The sequence below is a fragment of the Psychrosphaera ytuae genome (assembly GCF_017638545.1).
Taxonomy (GTDB): Bacteria; Pseudomonadota; Gammaproteobacteria; order Enterobacterales; family Alteromonadaceae; genus Psychrosphaera; species Psychrosphaera ytuae.
In genome coordinates this window covers 475,166-497,875 of record NZ_CP072110.1, presented here as the reverse complement: position 1 = coordinate 497,875, position 22,710 = coordinate 475,166, and the positions used below count along the sequence as shown (strand labels likewise).

Annotated in this window: 14 protein-coding genes; 10 read left to right on the top strand and 4 right to left on the bottom strand. The window is 41.9% G+C overall.

The window, feature by feature from the left end; all coding sequences use genetic code 11:
• Positions 1-18 precede the first annotated feature (18 nt).
• Positions 19-837: an exodeoxyribonuclease III gene (gene xthA / locus J1N51_RS02265; protein ID WP_208832385.1), complete on the bottom strand. Its 819-nt coding sequence runs from the start codon at positions 835-837 to the stop codon at positions 19-21.
• A 208-nt stretch (positions 838-1,045) separates the two neighbouring features.
• Between xthA and J1N51_RS02260 the strand changes: the two genes are divergently transcribed.
• The 5 genes from J1N51_RS02260 (at position 1,046) to recD (ending at position 11,625) form a co-directional block, all read left to right on the top strand.
• Complete coding sequence (locus tag J1N51_RS02260) at positions 1,046-1,381, top strand: DUF6122 family protein (RefSeq protein ID WP_232842839.1); 336 nt, start codon at positions 1,046-1,048, stop codon at positions 1,379-1,381.
• A 158-nt stretch (positions 1,382-1,539) separates the two neighbouring features.
• On the top strand, positions 1,540-1,878 hold the full coding sequence (locus J1N51_RS02255) for a hypothetical protein (protein ID WP_208832384.1): 339 nt from the start codon (positions 1,540-1,542) through the stop codon (positions 1,876-1,878).
• 75 nt (positions 1,879-1,953) lie between these two features.
• The gene (gene recC / locus J1N51_RS02250; RefSeq protein ID WP_208832383.1) at positions 1,954-5,643 is read left to right on the top strand and encodes an exodeoxyribonuclease V subunit gamma; all 3,690 of its coding nucleotides are present in this window, start codon (positions 1,954-1,956) and stop codon (positions 5,641-5,643) included.
• Positions 5,643-9,572, top strand: coding sequence for an exodeoxyribonuclease V subunit beta (gene recB, locus J1N51_RS02245; protein ID WP_208832382.1), 3,930 nt, complete (start codon positions 5,643-5,645; stop codon positions 9,570-9,572). The genes recC and recB overlap by 1 nt, the downstream gene beginning before the upstream one ends.
• Positions 9,565-11,625, top strand: coding sequence for an exodeoxyribonuclease V subunit alpha (gene recD / locus J1N51_RS02240; RefSeq protein ID WP_208832381.1), 2,061 nt, complete (start codon positions 9,565-9,567; stop codon positions 11,623-11,625). The genes recB and recD overlap by 8 nt, the downstream gene beginning before the upstream one ends.
• Before the next feature lie 201 nt (positions 11,626-11,826).
• Here recD and J1N51_RS02235 read toward each other — a convergent pair whose 3' ends face one another.
• The gene (locus J1N51_RS02235; protein WP_208832380.1) at positions 11,827-12,804 is read right to left on the bottom strand and encodes an ion channel; all 978 of its coding nucleotides are present in this window, start codon (positions 12,802-12,804) and stop codon (positions 11,827-11,829) included.
• A gap of 187 nt (positions 12,805-12,991) precedes the next feature.
• On the opposite strand from J1N51_RS02235, the gene J1N51_RS02230 reads away from it, so the two are divergent.
• A complete protein-coding gene (locus tag J1N51_RS02230) occupies positions 12,992-14,860 on the top strand; it encodes a metallophosphoesterase family protein (protein ID WP_208832379.1) in 1,869 nt (622 codons plus the stop codon).
• On the opposite strand, the gene J1N51_RS02225 is transcribed toward J1N51_RS02230, so the two are convergent.
• Entirely contained in the window at positions 14,857-16,041 is a 1,185-nt protein-coding gene (locus J1N51_RS02225) for a class I SAM-dependent methyltransferase (RefSeq protein WP_208832378.1), read from the bottom strand. The two genes, J1N51_RS02230 and J1N51_RS02225, sit on opposite strands and share 4 nt — an antisense overlap.
• Positions 16,042-16,119: 78 nt before the next feature.
• Positions 16,120-16,311, bottom strand: a complete 192-nt coding sequence (locus J1N51_RS02220; RefSeq protein ID WP_208832377.1) for a hypothetical protein — start codon at positions 16,309-16,311, stop codon at positions 16,120-16,122.
• 93 nt (positions 16,312-16,404) lie between these two features.
• On the opposite strand from J1N51_RS02220, the gene J1N51_RS02215 reads away from it, so the two are divergent.
• The 4 genes from J1N51_RS02215 (at position 16,405) to putA (ending at position 22,645) form a co-directional block, all read left to right on the top strand.
• Complete coding sequence (locus J1N51_RS02215; RefSeq protein WP_208832376.1) at positions 16,405-17,019, top strand: HvfX family Cu-binding RiPP maturation protein; 615 nt, start codon at positions 16,405-16,407, stop codon at positions 17,017-17,019.
• Positions 17,020-17,099: 80 nt separating this feature from the next.
• Positions 17,100-17,651 (top strand): NAD(P)H nitroreductase, encoded by a 552-nt coding sequence (locus J1N51_RS02210; protein ID WP_208832375.1) that lies wholly within the window; start codon positions 17,100-17,102, stop codon positions 17,649-17,651.
• 71 nt (positions 17,652-17,722) lie between these two features.
• Positions 17,723-18,694 carry an aldo/keto reductase gene (locus tag J1N51_RS02205; protein ID WP_208832374.1) on the top strand — a complete coding sequence of 324 codons (972 nt, stop codon included), beginning with the start codon at positions 17,723-17,725 and terminating at the stop codon, positions 18,692-18,694.
• A 162-nt stretch (positions 18,695-18,856) separates the two neighbouring features.
• Complete coding sequence (putA, locus tag J1N51_RS02200) at positions 18,857-22,645, top strand: bifunctional proline dehydrogenase/L-glutamate gamma-semialdehyde dehydrogenase PutA (RefSeq protein WP_208832373.1); 3,789 nt, start codon at positions 18,857-18,859, stop codon at positions 22,643-22,645.
• Positions 22,646-22,710: the final 65 nt, after the last annotated feature.

Here is a 22,710-nt window from a genome sequence, read left to right as displayed (position 1 = left end):
GCTATCTGCATTAATAAATTAAAGCTCGAAGCTGGTCCAAATTGGCGCGTGATCAGACGGCTTTTCAATCCCGCGTAATTCGTAATCGATACCTGCGTCAACCGCCTTTGTGTTAAGAGATTCGGTTGCTAAAATTACATCAATACGCAGCCCTCGGTTGTCATCAAAACCACGAGAGCGATAATCAAACCACGAATACTGCTCGCCTTTGGTCGGGTGTAAAGTTCTGAAGGTATCGCTAAAGCCCCAGTCCATTAGTTTGCCCAACCATTCGCGTTCTTCTGGTTGAAACGAACACTTACCTGTCTTTAACCAACGCTTGCGATTTGGCTCACCGATACCGATGTCTAAATCTTGTGGAGAAATGTTAATATCTCCCATCACAATTACATTTTCCTCTGGCGTGCGATGTTCATTAAGGTATGTCATCAAATCTGCATAAAAGGCCCGCTTGTATGGGAATTTTATTTCGTGATCAATGTTTTCGCCTTGTGGGAAATACCCATTTAATACTGTTACGGGTTTGCCGTCGTAATCAACGGTGACCATAACCATGCGCTTTTGATGATCATCGTTATCTGTCGGAAAGCCTTTTTGAACATTTGTGATATTCGTTGCTATGTCGTTTCGAACAAGCATAGCAACACCATAATGGGCTTTTTGGCCATGAAAGTGTACTTGGTAGCCCATGTCATTGACCGCTTGTTCTGGGAACGCTTCGTCGTGAACCTTGGTTTCTTGTAAACCAATGATATCTGGGTTGTGCTTGTCGATTAACGCTTGAAGTTGGTGAAGACGAGCGCGAAGACCATTGATGTTAAATGAAATAACTTTCATAAAATGTAACTTTGCCTTGTTGGAAAGGGCTTTGACATAAAAAACACCGAAAGATGAAGTCATAGCCATTGAATCGTGGGTGAATAATGCCGCCCTCAAAGCGATAAATCAAACCGCTGACAGTATGAAGTTTACCTCGAATGTTAATTTGCCGACTAAAGAGCTATTTTGCCGGTAAAATCGGTGGCAAAATATAGTAATGACGTAGTTGTTAGAGGGCTTTGTTATCATTCATATTATTTTGCATTTTGTCGTACCTGCTATCTTCGCAAGAACGTTTTATCCGCAAAAGTGGATAAACGCATTTTTAATACTTATTGCGACTATGCTGGTCGATATCGATCATTTATTAGCGACGCCCATTTATGACCCTTTGCGATGTAGTATTAATTTTCACCCGTTACATACTTTACCAGCGATAGCGGTATATTTTGTCATGTTAGGCTTTAACAAAACACGGCTTATAGGCTTTGGACTTCTCATTCATATGGCATTGGATAGTATTGATTGTTTTCAAAATGTTGGTTTGTGGATGAACCCGTGATTTTGGTTATTGCAGTGTCTTGTTTTGGTACATAAACAAAATAAAAAAGTTGTATTTCCAAAACTACTTATTAAAGTGAACTATATGTAAGAAAAAAGCTTCACGGACTGAATTTAGTGAAGCGGGCGTAATGTCGGTAGAGTTCTTTGGGAAACACTATGTCAGATGCAGCACAAAACGAACAAAAAGTTCAAGTCACGATTAGAGTCGAACCAGGTTCTTTAGGCCCAGATGGGTTAGATCATGTCGAAGACTTTTGTCGAGTGGCTCAATGTTATTTCGACAAGCTCTATGTCGGTACTTTGTGTTGGCAAGTAATTCCAAGATACGACAAGTCTCTTGCCGAAATCGAATATTGTTATCTAAACAGAACGCTCAATGAAGCCCAAGCGAATAAAATGTTGAGTCTAATCAATAAAGACATCGACTCCATGGATGAAGAAACCATGCAACACATCGCAAATCTCATTGACAAATTTTTGGGCCACCAATACTAATTATTAAAAATTGACAAAGTCGGGGGCTTTCCCTTCACCTCTCGGAGCAGAGGATTTGACAAAATTTAGGAACTCATGGAATCCAATACTTTAAATGTTATTCAGTCCAATCGTTTGGACGTTCTCGCAACTGTTTTAACTGAAAACCTTCGAATACCCAACACAGATGATCCTTTTAAAGCCGAAACCGTGTTGGTTCACAGCCCAGGTATGTCGGAATGGCTGAAAGTTACCTTATCTGAAAAGCTCGGTATTGCAGCCAATTTAGAATTTCCATTACCAAGCACGTTTATCTGGAATTTGTATAAATTATTTATCCCTGACGTTCCAGAAACCTCTGTATATAACAAAGACAGATTGCGTTGGCACATCCATAAAGAAATAAAGCAACATTTGGACGCTGACGAATTTAAATCGATCCAACAGTATTTAGCAACGACAAGCGATACCAATAAGGCCGATGAATCATCGATAAAGTCAATGTTTTCAGAGCTTCGTGCGTTTAAATTGAGTGAAAAGATAGCCGATGCCTACGACAACTATTTAATGTATCGGCCTGAATGGTTAGAACATTGGGAACAAGGGTTTAATGATCTACCAGGCGACGATGAAATAGGCCACCAGCAATGGCAAGCGATATTATGGCGAGCATTAAAAACCAAAATGTCGGCGGCAGGTTTAAATATTCATAATCGACAGAGCTTACACCAAGCTTTGCTTGAAAAGCTCCAGTCTGAAGAGTGGACATTTGAGCAAAAACAAGGGTTACCGTCACGACTCTTCGTATTTGGTATTTCAACCTTACCAAAACATCAAACTGATGTGTTAGAAGCCTTGTCTTCACATATAGATGTTCAAATTTTGTGGTTTAATCCTTGCCAAGTCTATTGGGGTGATATTCTTAGCGAAAAAACCAAAGCAAGAATACAACAATTCCGCATTCAACAGATGGAAAATGGTAGCGATGCTTATTTTGTGTCTGGCAATCCATTACTAGCAAGTTGGGGAAAATTGGGACGGGATTACCTCGATGCACTCTCAGGGCGGGATATAAATTTTACCGATCTGTTTATAGAAGGGCGTACTACATCCTTATTGGAGCAAGTCCAAAACGACATCTTTAAACTTGAGTTTCGTCAATCGTTAGAGCCTTTGTCGGTAGAGGCGTTGAATTCAGATCATGGAAAAAGACCCCTACCTAACGACCAAAGTATTCTAATTCACAGCTGTCATAATCCAATTAGGGAACTAGAGGTCCTAAAAGATTCAATGCTGTCTTGGTTTGAGCAGGATGAATCCCTAGAGCCAAAAGACATATTGGTCATGGTACCGGACATTAATGATTATGCGCCATATATAGATGCTGTTTTCGAACGTGATGATAAGTATCCAGAACTGACCATACCTTATGCCATTTCTGACCGCTCTGGGCTTCAAGAAAACCCAATTTTAAACACTTACGTAGCACTCATCGGCCTGCCGATCACGCGTTTTAAAGTATCAGAAATATTAGATTGGCTCGAAGTTCCATCCATCTTGGCGGCTTTTGACTTGGACTTATCAGAATTAGAGATAATTAAAAAGTGGGTGCAAGAGTCTAACGTTAAATGGGGTGTGAGCGGCCAGCACAAATCCCAATGGGCGTTGCCTGAAGATGACTTACATACTTGGTTATACGGATTGGAACGAATGATGCTGGGTTATAGCGCAGCTAATCATTCTCTGTGGAATGGTATCGTCAGCTATGACGACGTAGAAGGCTTGAGCGCTAACACCTTGGCTAAGTTCATCGCGTATATAAGTTATTTAATCGAGCTAAAAGATACTTTCAGTGATTGCGCAGATTTAGACGCTTGGCACGCAAACCTTCAAGATGTCGTAGAGCGTTTATTTACTTCTAGTCAATCCGATACTTTGTTATCACCTTATGTGTCACAGCAATTAAGAGACGCCAATGCTTTATTATTGAGTTACACCGAATCGGGTGACGTCGCTGAGCCTGTTAATGCGGTCGTTGTACAGCAGGTAATAGGGCAGGCGCTGACGTCAAATGGTGTGTCTCAGCGGTTTATGGCAGGTCGGGTTAACTTCTGTACTCTGATGCCAATGCGCTCGGTGCCATTTGATACGATCGCTATTTTGGGTCTGAATGACGGTGAATTTCCGCGCCATGTTGAACCCCTGAGTTTTGATTTAGTTAATCAAAACCCGCCAAGAAAGGGTGACCGTTCAAGAAAGCTAGATGAGCGTTACTTATTTTTAGAAGCATTCTGTACCGCACAAACTCGATTGCACCTCAGTTATATCGGACAGTCTGATAAAAACAATGACCCCAAAACTCCGTCGCTATTGGTTAGCGAACTTATTGATTATATTAACGAAAGTTATATTGTCGACAATCCCAGCGTAGAAAATTCACAAGGATCTGCCGGGGATCTTCTTGTGATCAAACATCCGCTGCAACCATTTAACTCTCAGTATTTTGTCGACAATGTTAAATTGAATTTAAAAAAGTCTTATAGCAAACAGTGGTTTAGCTTATTATCAAAGTCGAAAGGTGATGAGTTCAAATTGCCTTCTCAAGCTCAAAGTGACAAATCATCAGAATTACCATTGATGATGAATGACACGGCAGAAAAAGGAGTCGAACTTGATGATTTGATCCGTTTTGCTAAAAACCCTTTGAAGTATTTTTATCGTCAACAGTTAGGTGTCAACTTGGACTTATCAGAAGACCAAGTTAACGATTTAGAACCTTTTAGTCACGATGGCTTAACTCGATATCAATTCACCGAGTTACTGGTTAATGAATCAGACGCTGAAAGTCGCAGTTCTTTGAAATTGAGGCATTTACAGGCGGGCGATTTTCCATCTGGTTTATGGGGAGATAGTTTATTTAGTGATTATCAAACCACTGCAGATAAGCTGCTCGATATAGAGGAAAAATGGTTAGAGTTAGCCCACGATCAAATCGCACAGCGCCGATTGAATCTAAGTGGTGTATCGCAACGACAAATTTCAATGAGTTTTGAAATCGAAAGTCAAACATTAGTTCTGCAAGGCAGATACCAACTGATTGATAATTTGTGTATTGTCCGTCGGATCAGTGACAAGGTGCGCTATGACGATGAAGTGCAAGCCTGGTTATTGCATTTAATACGCTGTGCCGATGGGCAACCTGGTATCACCACCATAAGCTCGTTGAAACACACTGAATGGATTGCGTTTGCCGGAATCGATTCGGTTCAAGCCAAAGCGTTACTCGTTCCTTGGTTGAGCGCGTTTTATCAAAGTCACTTTAAAGGCGAATGTCACAATTGGTTTGGCAGCTTAGGTCAATTGTACTTAAGTCAGTTTAAGATTGCCTTTAGTGAGCTAAGTGAAGAGCAGATTTATCAGCACCTGGACAGTCAACCAGAAGAAATAATAGTGGCTGCCGAACGCGCTGTGTTTTCAAAGTTAGAGGAAGACCTAAATCCTCGCCATGGTATGCACTTAGATGCGTATTTAGAACAACTGGCGGCCAATTTATCGGTTGCGTCAGCAAGAGAAAACAACGGTCCAGATAACAGCATGGTTCAACAAAATACCGAAAAATCATTACCTCCGGCGTTTTCAAGCTTGTCTAAATCATTATTGATAGGCCTAGAGCAATACAAACAAAAGGTTAAAACCAAAGAGATGAAAGAGTTTGTCGATTCTCATTTTTATGATGAAAGCCTGTTTTTACCTAGCAATAAAAACACTGAGCAGGGAGGTGCATAATGCAAACACTTAAACCTCATAGCCTCCCTTTAGATCGACATGCATTAATTGAGGCCAGTGCCGGAACAGGTAAGACCTACACGATTACAACTTTGTATCTTCGTGCGGTATTAGGCTTGATAAGTGAGCAATCTAGTCAAAGTCTGGCAGTTGACGAAATCTTAGTAGTAACTTTTACCGAGGCGGCGACAGAAGAATTAAAAAGCCGAATAAGAGGACGCTTAAAAGAAGCACAGGGCGCAATATTAAAGTGGCTGAACACGCCGACAGGCAAGCAAGTGAAAGACGTAGATCCCACTGTTTTAGAAATAATTGAACTCGCCTACCAACAACAATTGGTAAATTCGGTTGAACATTCAAGTACAGACTTGTCCGAAAAAGACCGTGACACCGCATTGGCCCTTTATCACAAAATTCAGCAAAACATTACGTTGATTGATGAGGCGTCAATTTTTACTATCCATGGTTTTTGTCAGCGAGTTCTCAATCAATTTGCTTTTGAAACCCAAATGAGTTTTGAGCAGTCATTTGACCTCGATAATGCACCATATCTCAATCATGCGCTCCAAGACTTCTGGAGAAGCTACATGAGCGGATTAAAGGGTTTTGAGTACTACCAGGTCAGTTCATTGTGGAAAAGCCCTGAGCAGCTTAAATCAGAGCTCCAACAGCTAATCGATAAGCCTATTACCATTAGTCCGGCGCTAAGCGACGATGAATATCAAAAGATAAAGCGATTTCATTACGAGTCGTTACTCAAGCTTTGGCAGCAATTGCAAGACAGCGATATTGTTGATGTGGTTGCTGGTGCGGCATTGAAAAAAAGCAGCCCTCAAAACAAACACCTGGCTTTGTTAACTGAATTCATATCACGGCCTTTTGGCGAGGTATTACCCACCGCTGACGTTATCGATGCCTATACCAGTGATTCCCTTGCTGATCAGAGCAATTATTTAGCAAAGAAGCCTGCGGTATCGCATCCAACATCAACGGCATTTGATGCCTGTGTGGATTATTGTAAAAGGTTTGAAAGTCCAGAAGTTAAAGGTTACTGGTTAGTATTAGCCAAACACGAAATAGAACAAGGTGCGCAAGCGGTCAAAAATGAACAGCAAACTCTAACACCAGATGACTTGTTATTGCGTTTGCAAGAAGCCGTCAAAAGTGAAGATAATCAATCGTTAATTGAGGCCATTCAACGTCGTTATCCGTTAGCGTTTATCGATGAATTTCAAGACACTGACCCAATTCAATACGAAATCTTCAAATCGATTTATCAAAATGAATGTCTATCAAATGAATTTCAAACAAATGAAAACGTACCTCATAGTCATCGACCGACGATGATCATGATTGGCGACCCCAAACAAGCAATTTATAAGTTTAGGGGCGCCGATATTAATACCTACATCACGGCCAAAACGGATTTGGATGAGACCCAACACTTTACTTTGGACAAAAACTGGCGTTCACATCCTCAGCTAATCCGCGCCATCAACAACATGTATTTAAACAGCGAATATCAATTTGGCCATGACGCGATACCTTTTGTTGCAGTAGGGGCAGGTCAACCCGATACAAATCGATTGTTTAACACCCACCGTCAAACTAACAAAACAGGTGCTGATCCTTTGCCTGTGCTTAAAATACAACATCTTGCGGTATGTGAATTAGATGAGAATAAATCTGTCATTGAAGACGCCAAAGGGCTGAGTTTTTCTGAAGCTAAATTACCTTTAGCAAAACTTTGCGCTGCCAATATAAAAAATCAATTACAACTGTCCCAACAGGCAAGTCTTAAACTAGGCGACATTACCCAAGGTACAGGCCGGAATATTGAAGGCAAGGATATAGCGGTGTTGGTGCGCAGTCGTTACCAAGCGAAGCTGATAAAGCAAGCGCTGAGAGATTTGGGCGTGGATTCTGTGTACCTTAGCAGAGACTCTGTGTTTGACAGTGCTTTGGCCAGAGACATGCTTAGGTTGTTAGAAGCGATTAATAGCCCATCCAATGAAAAACGGGTTAGGGCTGCGGTAAGCACCTTGTTTTTTTCGTATTTGCCAGAGTATCAACTTGCTGTACAAAATGATGAACGCCAGTGGCACCGCGTGTTAGCCGCCTTTTACAGAGCACATGAACTTTGGGAAGCGGGTAAGGTGACCAGTGCTATTCAAACTATCCTTAATTGGGCAGGCACTTTGCGAGTTTGGCAACAATCAGACTTTGACTTTGAGCGACTAGTTACCGACCTTCGCCACTTAGAACAATTGATCCAAGAGCAATCGGCTAAGTTACCTGGTCACGAAAAACTTCTTGTTTGGTACCGTCAATCGGTGACAGAAATAGAACGCAATGACGCCTTGAGTTTGCGCTTGGAGTCAGATCGCAACTTGGTACAAATTGTCACTATGCACGGCTCTAAAGGTTTGGAATATCCGATAGTTTACTTACCGTTTGTGACGGAGTTTTCGAAAGAAAAAGTCCCGCTGTTTTTTGATGAACAAGCATGCCAGTTGGTATATCGTGCCGATAAGCGTCAAATTGATCTCCAAAAAGCCGAAAAAGAGCGCTTAGATGAAGACACAAGGTTATTGTACGTTGCCATGACAAGGGCGAAATACCAACTCAACTTATCGACCTTTACTACATTAGAGCGTTCTAATAGCAAAGACTCGAGTGTACACGAATCTGCGTTTGGTTTAATGGTCCTAGGCAAGGGGCTTTCTAAAGTAACCGATGGGCAATGGATATCGGCTCTAAGCGCCTATGTGGAAAAAGTAGGTCAATTAGAATCCTGTAGTGAGTTGTGTAGTGAGGTGGAGTGGCAAGTTTTAACTCAGCAAGATGTATGGTCGATTTATCAAGACGCTAAAGTCTCACCATACCAAGTAAGCGAAAACAACGACGCATTAAGTGTGGGTGAGTTTAACGGGCGGATAGATAAACGCTGGTCAGTATTGAGTTTCTCTGCAATTGCGCACAACAGCGAACAAGACCATGTGCAAAGTTCTTATCAAGCAGAGTCATCACCACCGACAGGCGAAGTGTGGTTAGCCGGTGTCAGTGATGAAGCTGTTGTAACAAGTCAAAATCATCACTTTGATGGTACGTTGGAGGCACAAGCTTACCGTTTTCGTTTTCCAAAAGGGGCCAACGCAGGCTCGTGTTTACATTTTATTTATGAGTTTTTAGATTTTACCTTACCGGTGATAGAGCAAGTTGAAATTGTTGAAAAAGCCATTGCTAAATTTGGTTTGTCTGAAATAGACATTGATCTTTTGTGTGACTGGCTACAGTCGACGTTGGACGCTCCTGTGTTCGCTCCTGTATCTCTAGACCAGCAAAATTGGTGTTTACGTTTACTCAATAACCGTGACCGACTCGATGAAATGGAGTTTTATTTTTCGTTTGAGCAATTAACAACAGATATTGTTAGTAACGCGTTGCGTTTGGCTGGGTTTAAACACCTCAATTACAACAACGTTTTACTAGCCGGCGATGGTTTAAAAGGTCGGCTTAAGGGCTTTGTAGACCTAACCTGTAGAATCAATGGTCAATATTACGTAATGGATTATAAATCGAATTATTTGGGTGATCAGTTGAGCGACTATGGCTTGGAGCAAATCCAAAATTCCATGACCGATCACAATTATTATTTACAGATGTTGATTTACACCTATGCATTACATCGATTCTTAAAAGTGCGAATAAAAGACTATGACTATCAAAGCCATGTTGGCGGCGGTGTTTATTTGTATTTGCGCGGTATGACTAATGATAAGACGGTAAATAGTAACACAAATCATAGCGAAAGTTCTTTTGTTAATGGGGTTTACAGTCACAAGGTTAATCAAGAAGCGATTGATTATTTAGATAACGCGTTACTAAACTTGGGTCAACAATCAAGCTTGGAGAGCACTAATGGATAATAAAGTGGTTGTGCTTGAGCCCATAAAGGAGCAAGCGAATTCAATCTTTGCGCAAAGTGTAAATATAGATGGAGGTAAAACGGGAAGTCGCAACGTCTCCATAATGACATGGTTAAGGACGAACAAAGAAAAGGGATTGTTGACTGAACTTGAATTTCAGTTTGCTAATTTTATTGCACGACAAGAAATATTGGGGATGTCATCTGGCGATTATTCGGAACACGAACCCATTATTAACTTGATCACAATAATGAGTGCGCACGTTATCCGACGGTTTAACGCGCAAAGTACCTGCTTTGAGATAACTGACTGCCATATTGATATGTTCGATAATCAGGAGTCATTGATATTACCTGCTAAATCAACCTGGCCTGATTGTATAGACCAAGCCAAAAGTACAGGAAATGGTGGTCCGCTAACGTTTTATAATGGCTTTTTGTTTTTAACTCGTAACTTTAATTATGAAGTGAGCTTGGCGAATTACCTATCGACTCAAAGTAAAATAAGCCCAGCCTTGTCTTTTAATTCGTTTGAAGGCGCACCTGGTCACGCCCCTGGTCACTTTGGGCAAGATAATACGTTAGTTTCATTATTAGCTCAGCTTTTTAAACCGCTTGACGATGGCTACACAGGTGGGCCTGATTACGATTGGCAACGCCAGGCCGTGCTAAATAGTCTAAATTATCGATTTTCAGTGATCACAGGTGGACCAGGAACGGGTAAAACCACCACAGTCATTAAACTACTCGCTGCGACGATTTACTTGTACGAACAACAAGCGTCATTTGTAAAAGACCAACTAGGGCCGTTAAAGATTGCACTAGCGGCACCAACAGGTAAGGCAGCACTTAGACTGACGGAGTCTATTTCAAGTAATGTAAAAACCCTCGAAGGGGTTGAATCTCACATAAAAAGCCAAATCCCAACCGAAGCAACGACACTTCACCGGCTCCTAAAGCCAAGAGGGTCTGGATTTCTATATAATCAAAACAACAAATTACCTTTAGATGTTCTTATTTTAGATGAGGCGTCTATGGTTGATTTGTCCATGATGTGTAAGTTGGTTGATGCTTTAGCACCGCAAACGCAATTGGTTTTGTTGGGAGATGAACAACAGCTGGCATCGGTAGAGGCGGGAAATATTTTAGCGGAGATATGTCAGCCACTAAATGTGTTAACAGATGACGAGCAAAAACGAGTAATGCCGTTAACTAAACTGAAACACAGTTACCGATTTGATGCGGTTGGCGGTATAGGTAAGCTGGCTCGTGCTGTTATCGATGGCGATGTAAACAGTGTGATACAAATTTTAGTTCAAAATGTCGACAGGAATGTAGTTCAGAGATTCAGCCAAGCAACAAACCCAAAAGCCGACATTGCAATCTTGCCGCAGAGAGACATTGAGTTAAATGACATCGTGCGTGCATTGGTGCCACATTATTCAGAGTTGTGCCATGCTGCTCGGTCTTTGACGGTCGCACAAGAGGAAACCCAAGTTTTTGCCATGTTTGAGCAATTACATCAATTTCAGATATTGGCGTGTGTAAGGCAAGGTGACACAGGTGTTGAGGGGCTCAATGGCCAATTTGTACAAGCCCTAAAGATTGAATCCAATACTACTCACGATGGTCACTTTGCTGGAAGACCTGTATTGATCACTGAAAATGCTTACCATTTAGGCCTATTCAATGGTGATATTGGTATCCAGGCGATTGAGCCAGAATCAGGCCTGCTAGTGACTTATTTTATCGATGCCCAAGGCGCTATTAAGCGGTTGTTTAATCAAAGATTACCTGCACACGAAAGCGTGTACGCGATGACAGTCCATAAAAGCCAAGGATCAGAGTTTAGTCATGGTTTGTTAGTGTTACCGCCAGAGGGACAAGCAGGGGCACTGTTGAGTAAAGAATTGTTATATACGGCGATTACGCGCGCTAAAAAGCAATTTACCATTTATGGCAGTTCGGCGGTCATTAAAAAGATGGTGGCAACGCACACCTCACGCCAGTCGGGATTGAATCAGATGCTCAAAGAGCGAGGTGGATTGTTTTAAACGGTAGGGCAACAAAAAAAGGCCAGCAGGGTGCTGGCCCGTCCAAATATTGGAACAAAATAATGAAGAAATGATATCAAACACGGTCTCAAGATGTTCAACACCATTCAACACAATAGACCTTATAAATGAAAAAAAGTTTCAAAAAAAGTAAATTTACACTAAATGATTCTTTTTTATACAAAACTGTCCTAAAAAATACTATCTGCTCGATTTTTTTACAAAAACGACGACATAAAGCGCTAACGCAAAACTTCCGACAAACGCTTCAATCGTCGCCACAAGTCGAGCCCATCCATGTGGGTGGATATCGCCGTAACCCAAGGTGGTAAAAGTCACAACACTAAAATAAATGGAGCTGCCTAAGTCTTCGATGTTTTGTTTAAAGGTATTGGCGGGATTAAACCTTATGATCCCGTCACCTGAATCAACCCCGAGAAAAAAGAACGCAACTGCGGACAGTAAAATTAAACCCATAGAAAATATAATGACATTGATAGGCTTTTCACCGTATCCACAAAACAAATCAACAAATTTCAACATAATACGTTCAAGAGAAAACTTTTCTCTTTGTTTTCGTTGCATTGTTAACTCTTTGTAGGCGAGGGTACCGGCAAGCTTTATCAAACCATCGTCGTCCGCGGCTTTTCTTAATGCCCGATAGATTTCTTCTGACTGCTCATAATAATCGATTGCTTTTTCTCGCTCACCACGCAGTTCGGCTCGTCTAGCTACGGCTTCTTGTTGAACATGAGTACCAAGCTTGATGTTGTCGAGGCGCGCATTAGTGAGCTTAGCGCCAAGTAAATTACAATTGTGAAGATTGGCGCAGTGTAAGTTGGCCTCGGATAGTTTGGCCTTCATTAGGGATGAACCTTCGAGGTTGGCATTGAACAGGTGTGCATTGGTCATATTAGCCCTATAAAAGTCACCGTGGCGCAGGTCATAGCCTTCTTTTTGGCCATGACGGACGAGGTTTACGTTTTCTAGATTTGCTCTAGCTAGACACAAACCTTGTAATAATCCTCCACTTTTGGCGTATTCTTCGAGCCGTTCTGATAGGTCCATACCACTCTTGTCGATGTCTTTATCGTGCCAAAAACAATATCCAGACCCTATGTCTGTTTCTTCGCAACACTGTCCATCATAAGATTTGTACTTACATTTATCATCAGACATCGCTATTCAAACCTCTTCATCAATCGATGTAATAAAGTAAGAATAGTTAAAGATTTGCGTAAGTCCCAAGACGATAAACAATTGCTTTAACAAAATGTTGCATTTGTTTTGGGTATCAAACTTGATCCTTAGTGGCTAACTCGGGATAGTAGAGAGAAATGTAATAAAAAGCAGACCCTTTAAAATAATGACTGATAATTTACTATGCGGGCCGTTTTTGCGTTTAGTTGACCACAACCAAGTTAATGTTTGGTTTGTAACTAGCGAAAAGCAAAGTTGTGACGTAAAGGTATTTGAAAACCCAACTCATAGTGAAGCAGAACTAGTCCAGGTGGGACAACAGATTGATTGTGTGCAACTGGGTGTGCGCTGCTTTGTTTATTTGTGCACGATTAAACCCGATGCAGGTACTTGGATAAGTGATAAGGAATACGGTTACGAGCTTCACTTAGACCAAAACAAAATTAATGACCAACCCCTTAGGTTACAAGGTTATTGCCGCTTATCCTTTAAAGTCAGATCTGCAATAAAACAAGTCATTCAGGGCTCTTGTCGAAAGCCGGATCATCCTTCGGTCGATGCGTTTAATGGCATCGCTGAAATGCTCAATGACGAACCGGTAAACCGCCCAGACTACCTTTTGATGACGGGTGATCAAATTTATGCCGATGACGTTGCAGCCCCAATGTTAGTTGCGATCCAAAGTCTGGTTAAAAAACTGGGGCTATACACAGCACTAGAAGACTTAGGGGACAAGACACCCGCTGAGTTAAGTTGGACAAATTCGATTAATGAGCGCAGCAAAATACTACCCAATAAAGACAAACAAAGCCGTTGGTCTAATTTTTGGCACGGCTCAGAAATAATCAGTGCCCGTTATCACGACAATCATTTGATTAGCCTAAATGAGTTTTTTGCTTGTTATCTATTAACTTGGTCGTCCAAAGCGTGGGCGCTAGTAGAAGAAAGCGTAAATGAAGCGCAAGAGCTGGTGGCCCAAAAGAATCAATATGCCTACGACAAGGATTGGCAAAACCTAAGAGGATTTATCTCCACTCTGCCTGATTTTGAGTTAACTTTGGCGAACATACCAACTTTGATGATTTTTGACGATCACGATGTAACCGATGATTGGAATTTAAGTGCGGATTGGGAAGAGCATATATACGGTAATGATTTTACTCGTAAAATGATCAAAAACGCCTTGTTATCCTACGCTGTGTTTCAAAGCTGGGGTAACAATCCAGAGAAAAATCGCCCCATTATTCAACAAATTCAAGCGTTAAGTCACGAAAATGACTTCAGTAGTGAACCGCTCACGGAGGCCTTGTTTGATTTTTCTGAATGGCATTTTGAAGTTCAAAGTCAGCCTAAAATAGTTGTGTTAGACACACGTACCCACAGGTGGCGTAGTGAAAAAGATCCCAAAAACCCAAGTGGCTTGATGGACTTCCCAAGACTAGAAGAGTTTGAGCGGCAAGTCTTTAAAGAAACCGATTCTATTCTTGTTGTATCTCCTGCGCCGGTGTTTGGCGTAAAGTCGATAGAAGTGGTTCAGAAGATTTGTGCGTTTTTTGGCAAAGAGTTGTTAGTCGATGTAGAAAACTGGATGGCTCACCAAGGCTCGGCAAAAAAGCTGATGAATATATTAAGGGATGAGCGTGCTCCAGACGAAATTATTATTATGTCAGGTGATGTTCATTATTCTTTTTGTTTTTCTGCGGAGCGTCGCTTTAGCGATATCGAAGATAGGATTTGGCAACTGACTTGTAGTGGCTTTAAAAATCAATTCCCGCCAGGTTTATTGAAGTTTTTTGATTACGTAGATAGGTTTTTATATTCGCCGCACAGTATTTTGAATATATTTACCAAACGTCGGCGCCTAGAAATTGAACACCATCCATTAAAAGCAAAACAAAGTCGCTTTCGGTATCGCAACTTACACACGCAGTCTGCAGCAGGTTTAGTGACGCTAAATGAAAAAGGGCTATTAGCCGATTACAGCTTAATAACCCCTGATAACAAAAAGCTTTATTTTGATCTAACTGAAAGTTAGAACACTTGGCAGACTAGACCTTTCAGGTAATAACCTTCTGGGTAGTAGCTTGCAATGATGTGATCTTGTGCTTGATTGAGTTTTTCAACAAATACGACGTCACGTCTAGCGTCTAGTGCTGCATCTGCAACTACTTTTTGGAATAGATTTGCTTCCATCAAACCACTACAAGAGAAAGTTAACAGGAAACCCCCCGGGTTCAATAGTTCCATTGCAATGCGATTTATGTCTTTATAACCGCGACACGCGCCTGTTAACTGTGCTTTTGACTCGGCGAACTTCGGTGGGTCCATAACAATGACGTCAAATTTTACGCCGTCTTCTTTGTACTTGCGCAAAAGCTTAAACACATCGTGTTTTACAAACTCAGCTCGGTTAAGGTCTAACCCGTTTAATTCGACATTTTTTTGAGCAATGTCTAACGCATCTTGCGATAAATCAACGTTTGTTACTTTTGTTGCGCCTCCTCGAAGGGCATACAGTCCAAACGTACCGGTATAACTAAAACAGTTCAGAACCGTTTTGTCTTTACAGTAACTTTCTAACTTGGCGCGATTGTCTCTTTGATCAAGGTAAAAACCGGTTTTATGGCCTTTTTCAACATCAACATAGGCTTTGATGCCATTTTCTTCGATGACTAATGGTGAAGGCAGTGTACCGTGGATAATGCCACGTGCTTTTTTTATACCTTCTTTGCCACGAGAGTCTGCGTCTGAGCGCTCATAAATATTAAACGAAGGAAATTTTTGTTTTAACGCAGCAATAAGGTTGTCTCGTTGATATTCAGCTCCGGCACTCACTAATTGCAAGACTAAAGTGGTATCAAAAAGATCCACTGTGATCCCTGGAAGGCCGTCCGACTCAGCCGCAAATAAACGATAGCCAGTTAAGTTACCATTGCTGATAATACGATGACGAATCGCCATAGCGCGGTCGATTTTTTGTTCAAAAAAGCTTTGGTCAATCAACTCTTGTTGATTAAAGGTCCATACACGAGCGCGGATCTGTGAGTGTGGTGAGTAGGCAGCACGTGCAAGCCAGTTCCCGTCTGGGTCCAATACATCGATGGTTTCACCGAGTTGTGGGTTATCAACGACTTTTTTGATCGCTTTGGAAAATATCCATGGGTGTCTGCGGTTCATCGCTTTAACGCGGTCACCACGAAGTATAATAGCTGGCATTGGTTTAGTCTCTTTGCGCAAATTGGACGCGAATTCTAGTTGAATTGGGGATTATAGCAACTGTTAGCCTGAACGTTTTTAACGCTTGGCCGTTGCGTTAAGCCATTGTGTTACTATTTTCACCGCAACTTCTGGGCGTTGTTTGACATAGACCCTAACTAAATCCCTTAGTTTGAGCTGTTGCTGCTTTGATTCATCAACTGTGCGTCTCATAAGCTTTATTTTATTTTTAGCTCGTTGTAAACGCTCTTGTTTTGTCAATTGTGACATATCCGTCCTAACTCAATTTGTGTTTAAAGATATGAGTTGAATGTTTATTTAGTCTTATCCGGTCTAAATGCAAAACAACTTCGGACACTAAACATGAACATTATAAACCAATACTCCAATATCATCGCTAAGTTAAATAAATTAGACGGTATTCCAACCTTATTTATACGGCTTTATTTAGCTCCCGTATTCATTCAAGCCGGATGGGCCAAATTGAGCAATTTTGAAAGTACCGTAGGTTGGTTTGGTAATGCACAGTGGGGTTTAGGTTTACCTTTTCCAGAATTATTGGTGGCACTGGCAGCAGGCGCTGAGTTCATTGGTGGTTTTTTAATTTTAATAGGACTTGGTACTAGACTCGTTGCGATCCCTTTGGCCGTGACTATGCTGGTGGCTGCAACTACAGTGCATCTCAAACATGGTTGGTTAGCTATAGCGGATCCACAGAGTTGGTTTGCCGACGGTACTTTGTTTTTAAATGAACGAGTATTAGAGGCACAAGAGAAAAAACAAATGGCTATTTCTATCTTACAAGAATATGGAAATTATGAGTGGTTAACGAGCAGTGGTTCAATTACGATATTAAATAACGGTGTAGAGTTTGCTGTTACCTATTTGGTCATGGTGATTGTATTAATTTTTATGGGAGGAGGTCGATACACCAGTTTTGACTATTACCTAGCTCGTAAATTACGTATGCAAGCTTGAGTTAACCCTATAAAGCCCCAAGTAAAACAAGTACACTATTGTAAAAGTACAAAAATAATAATCGTAATATAAGAGGGTATATGAAGGCGCTGGATTTACTGTTATCTCGCTCATCATTCAGTCGTGTTTCTGAGCCGGCTCCGGCCGGGGAAAAACTAGAGAACATTATTGCGGCAGGGTTAAGAGCTCCAGATCATGCCCACTTAGGCCCCTTTGAATTTATCGTGTGCGAAGGAACAGGCTTAGACAGATTAACTGAAATTTTTGTTGCAGCGGCAGCTGCTGACAACCTTTCAGAAGAAAAACAAGTAAAAGCAACTAAGATGGCCTATCGCGCGCCGATGGTTATCGTCGCAATTATGCGCTACAAACCTCATGATAAAGTTCCTAGAGAAGAGCAAATCGCTACCACCGCATGTGCTGTACAAAATATGCAAATGGCTGCGCAAGCCCAAGGCTTTAACGGTATTTGGCGAACGGGTAGTTACGCTAAAAGTGAAACGGTTCGGGATGCGTTTGGTTTGGCCGAACAAGATGAGTTAGTTGGTTTTCTGTATTTGGGTACTCCTGAGGCTGACGTACCTATTAAACGCCAAAGATCGGCAGAAAGTTATATTAAATACTGGCGTTGAAATCTCAACGCCTTCTTCTAAGCTTAGTAACTTAAGCTATTCAAAAACTTAAAAAAACAGTTAGGAATTCGATGAAAATAAATACCGCTTTGTCAACGTTAGGTATCACAAACCCTATTGTCTACGGCTGTATGGGGTTAGGTGGTGGATGGAACCAAAACCCAGTTTCAGCACAAGACGTTCAGCAAGCTCACGCTGTAGTTGATACGTTGCTAGACCAGGGAATCAATTTTATTGATCACGCTGATATATATACCTTCGGCAAAGCGGAAGTGGTTTTTGGAAAGGTGTTAAAAGAACGTCCAGAACTTGCCGACCAGTTGGTATTGCAATCTAAGTGCGGGATACGATTTGAGGATCACCTTGGGCCAGGCCGCTATGACTTTAGCAAAGAGTGGTTGGAAAGCAGTGTTGATGGAATTTTAGAGCGTTTAGGGATTCAACATCTACCTATCTTGTTATTGCACCGCCCGGATCCGCTTATGTCAGCAGAAGAAGTGGGAGATACCCTCAATAAACTCAAAGAGACGGGAAAAGTTGGTGGTTTTGGAGTTTCGAACATGTCTGCTGCGCAAATGGATCTGATTCAGCAACACCTCAATACTAAACTTATCGCCAATCAAATGGAGCTTAGTTTAAGTAAGCTTGACTGGATTGACGATGGAGTCATGCACAATGTAGGTAGCGACAAGTCGGTAAGTTTTCCGTCTGGCACTTTAGAATATTGCATCAAACATGAAGTTCAACTTCAGGCGTGGGGCAGTTTGAGTCAAGGACTGTTTACAGGTCGCGACAATTCCGACCAATCGTCTAATGTTCAGCAGACTTCAGCGGTTGTGAATGAATTAAGCCATCTGTATGGTGTATCAAAAGAAGCAATTGTACTCGCTTGGCTCATGAAACATCCGGCGAATGTAATGCCTGTCATCGGTACTACTAACTTAGACCGTATTAGAGCTTGTAATGAAGCCACGTCTGTAAACTTGAGTCGAGAACATTGGTACAAACTATACGTAACATCTCGAGGCGAAGTTTTACCGTAAGTACAAGGCCAACCACGGAAGGTGTTTGTGGTTTATTGATAAGTAAAATTAACTACAAATAGACAATAAATTTAATTAGTTATTGGATAATATTTTCAATTAGAATGCGCGACCTTAGGCGTTTATTAGCAAACGTATTCTACCGTTTAAGAGGATTTGCATATGTTGTTTGACGACAACTACATTACTGATTGTCCAATTCGTCAAAAAATTCGCGATTTTTATCGAATCGACGAAGAAGAAGCGATGAAATTTATTCTGCCGGAAGCTGAAATTAGCTTGGCAGCGAGAAGTAGGGCGTGGGAACGCGCTCGTAAAATGGTGATCAGGATCCGCAAGGAGAACACTGATAACAACGGTATAGACGCGTTGTTAAATGAGTACTCTCTTTCTACGGAAGAAGGCGTTGTGTTGATGTGTCTAGCGGAAGCACTTTTGCGTGTTCCAGACAAAAAGACTCAAGACAAACTTATTCAAGATAAAATCGGTCAAGGCTCATGGAGTCGTCACATCGGTGGCAGCGAATCATTATTCGTAAACGCGTCAAGTTGGGGCTTATTACTGACCGGAAGCATGGTTAAGTACACTGGTGATAGCACCAAGCACCAATACGGCATGTTAAAGCGCGCTGTTGGCCGTTTTGGTGAGCCAGTGATTCGTAAAGCTATGCGAATCGCTATGAAAATAATGGGTCAGCAGTTTGTAATGGGCGAAAACATAGAAGATGCCACAGAGCGCGCCCAGAAAAAAGAAACAAAAGGCTACGTATATTCATATGACATGTTAGGCGAAGGTGCGCGTAACATGGAAGATGCCCAGAAATATTACAAAGCTTACGTTGATGCAATCCATGTGATTGGTGATAAAGCAAAAGGTCGCGGTCCTCGTACTAGTCCTGGTATTTCTGTAAAGCTTTCTGCTATCCATCCTCGTTATGAGTTTACGAATCGTCAGCGTGTTTTAGACGAAATTGTACCAAAATTAAAAGAGTTGGCTTTATTAGCTAAGCAGTACGATATTGGCCTAACTGTTGACGCGGAAGAATCAGAGCGCTTAGATATCTCATTAGATATTATTGAAGCGGTATTTTTAGATGACGATCTTGGTGATTGGAATGGCTTTGGTTTGGCCGTTCAGGCTTACCAAAAACGCGCGATTTTTGTTATCGAATGGCTTCGTAAACTAACCGAACAAACCCATCGCAAACTAATGGTTCGTCTGGTGAAAGGTGCATACTGGGACTCAGAAATCAAAAACGCTCAAAGTGACGGTGAACCGCATTTCCCAGTGTTTACCCGTAAGTCGTCAACGGACGTTTCATATCATGCTTGTGCCAACCGCTTGTTAGAATACCGAGACACAATCTACCCGCAATTTGCAACGCACAACGGTTATACGGCATCGACGATTCTTGAATTAGCTGGCGATGACAAAGAAGGGTTTGAGTTCCAGTGCCTTCACGGTATGGGTGATAGCCTTTACGACCAAATCGTTAGTGAAGAAAAAATTCAGTGCCGTATTTATGCACCAGTAGGTGTTCATGAAGATCTATTAGCGTATTTGGTTCGTCGTTTATTGGAAAATGGTGCAAACTCTTCGTTTGTAAATGCGATTGTCGATACCGAAAAGCCTGTAGAAGACTTGTTGTTCGATCCGATGGAGCGCACGCAGCGCTTAAAGCAGGTGTACAACGAGCAGATCAGTCTACCAAAAGACATCTATGGTGAAGAGCGTCAAAACTCAAAAGGTATTGATATCACTGATATCAACGAGCTTGTACCGCTTAAGAACAATTTAGAAGCATGGTTTGAACAAAACCAAAAGGCAGTTGCAGAGTCTGATAAGTCAGGTGTTGCGGTCGTTAATCCCGCAAATACAAAAGAAGTCGTTGGTTATCACAAGTATGCTACTTCTGATGACATGAAGTCAGCGTTAGAAAATGCTGAGAAGGCTTTCGCAACTTGGTCTAAGACTCCTGTATCTGAACGAGCAGAACTGCTGCGCAAAACAGCAGATATGCTTGAAGATCACATGGATGAGTTTATCGCGATATGTATTAAAGAAGCGGGTAAAATCACCAAAGACAGTATTGATGAAGTTCGTGAAGCCGTTGACTTTTGTCGATACTATGCGGCTCGCGCCGAAGAACTTGATCAAGATGATCGCCTTGAACCTCGTGGTGTCATTTTGTGTATTAGCCCATGGAATTTCCCGTTAGCGATTTTCCTCGGTCAAGTTGTAGCTGCAGTGGTGACGGGCAATACCGTTATTGCCAAACCAGCTGAGCAAACCGGTCTAATTGCGGTGAGAGCGATTGAATTGATGCGCAAAATCGGTCTACCAGAACATGTGGTCAACCTAGTGGTCGCAGAGGGCCCTGAAGTGGGTAACACGTTACTTCCTGATGAGCGAATCAAAGCGGTTATGTTCACAGGTTCAACGCAAACGGGTACTCTGATCTCGCGTATATTGGCTGAACGTGGTGGTGAACAAGTACCTTTGATTGCCGAAACGGGTGGCCAAAACTGCATGATAGTTGACTCAACAGCATTACCTGAACAAGTTGTTGATGATGTTATAGCTTCTGGCTTCCAAAGTGCAGGCCAGCGCTGCTCCGCTCTACGTGTTTTATACGTACAAGAAGATATTGCTGATAATGTGATCCGCATGATTAAAGGCGGTTTAGCCGAGTTAAGCATTGGTGATCCTAAGTTACTATCTACAGACGTCGGTCCGGTCATTGACGAAAAAGCCTTAAATGCCCTCAATGCTCACGTAGAGTTTATGAAGGACAAAGGTAAATTGCTGTTTGAAGCTGAGTTACCAGAAGAGTGTAAAGACGGGACGTATTTTGCGCCTCGCCTATATGAAATCTCAGATATTAACGTACTGGAAAAAGAGGTGTTTGGCCCAGTCGTTCATGTTATTCGCTTTAAAGCAGACCAAATCAACGAAGTCATCGAGCAGGTTAACTCAACAGGTTATGGTTTAACCATGGGTATCCACAGTCGTATTGAAGAGCGTGCACTTGAGCTTGCTCGTTTATCACGTGCCGGTAACGTTTACGTGAATCGCAATATGATCGGGGCTGTTGTTGGAGTACAACCATTTGGTGGCCGCGGTTTATCTGGTACAGGTCCAAAAGCTGGTGGTCCAAACTACCTGCCGCGACTAATGATTGAAAAAGCGACGCCAGATGAGTTTGATTACCCAGAAGAAGATCCAGCATTAGAAACAGACGATCTGTCTGTCAATGCCGCAAATGAGATGATGGAACTGGCTAAAAGTGCTCGAGAAACATGGCGCCTGACAGATTTAGTTACTCGTTTGTCACACGTTAGGCAGCTTTTAGCAAGTATCGCCACTGTCGATATCGTTGATGATTTAGCGGACGATTTAGAACAAACTCTAAGAACATCACGTAACCAGTTGATCAGCATCGAGCGCAAAATGAAGCGTCCGATTCAATTACCTGGTCCGACAGGTGAGTCAAATACATTGTATTTTGAACCACGTGGTACGTTAGTATGTTTCGCCGATAAAAACGTTTCTTTCCACTATTGGGCGTTGTCAGTCGTAACAGCCCTTGCAACGGGTAATACCGTTGTTGCGGTTGTTTCTGAGCTGTTTTATGAGGAAGCACAAGCGTTTAGAGAAAAATTATTAGCGACAGGTGTAAATCAAGGCGTGCTGCAAGTTGCTAGATTACGTCACCTTGAGCCATTACTTGCTCACGAAGACCTAGCTGGTGTGGTCATTGAGTCACGCTCTAAGCGCACGGCTTATGTATCAGAACAGTTGGCAAAACGCGATGGCGCTATCCTGCCTGTAATCGAAGCCGAGTATGATGACAACTTAATCAGTCGTATGCTGACGGAAAAAACCGTAAGTATCGATACCACTGCGTCGGGCGGTAACACATCGCTTATGACATTAACGGACGAAGAATAGTCAGTTAATTAAATGCAATTAAATCGATAAAGTGACATCAAATAGAAAAGCCCAGTTAAACTGGG

Coding starts and splice junctions, on each gene's coding strand:
- J1N51_RS02215 (WP_208832376.1), top strand. CDS start 16,405: ATGAACATTATAAACCAATACTCCAATATCATCGCTAAGTTAAATAAA.
- J1N51_RS02205 (WP_208832374.1), top strand. CDS start 17,723: ATGAAAATAAATACCGCTTTGTCAACGTTAGGTATCACAAACCCTATT.
- recC (WP_208832383.1), top strand. CDS start 1,954: ATGGAATCCAATACTTTAAATGTTATTCAGTCCAATCGTTTGGACGTT.
- J1N51_RS02235 (WP_208832380.1), bottom strand. CDS start 12,804: ATGTCTGATGATAAATGTAAGTACAAATCTTATGATGGACAGTGTTGC.
- recB (WP_208832382.1), top strand. CDS start 5,643: ATGCAAACACTTAAACCTCATAGCCTCCCTTTAGATCGACATGCATTA.
- J1N51_RS02220 (WP_208832377.1), bottom strand. CDS start 16,311: ATGTCACAATTGACAAAACAAGAGCGTTTACAACGAGCTAAAAATAAA.
- J1N51_RS02210 (WP_208832375.1), top strand. CDS start 17,100: ATGAAGGCGCTGGATTTACTGTTATCTCGCTCATCATTCAGTCGTGTT.
- J1N51_RS02225 (WP_208832378.1), bottom strand. CDS start 16,041: ATGCCAGCTATTATACTTCGTGGTGACCGCGTTAAAGCGATGAACCGC.
- xthA (WP_208832385.1), bottom strand. CDS start 837: ATGAAAGTTATTTCATTTAACATCAATGGTCTTCGCGCTCGTCTTCAC.
- recD (WP_208832381.1), top strand. CDS start 9,565: ATGGATAATAAAGTGGTTGTGCTTGAGCCCATAAAGGAGCAAGCGAAT.
- putA (WP_208832373.1), top strand. CDS start 18,857: ATGTTGTTTGACGACAACTACATTACTGATTGTCCAATTCGTCAAAAA.
- J1N51_RS02230 (WP_208832379.1), top strand. CDS start 12,992: ATGACTGATAATTTACTATGCGGGCCGTTTTTGCGTTTAGTTGACCAC.
- J1N51_RS02255 (WP_208832384.1), top strand. CDS start 1,540: ATGTCAGATGCAGCACAAAACGAACAAAAAGTTCAAGTCACGATTAGA.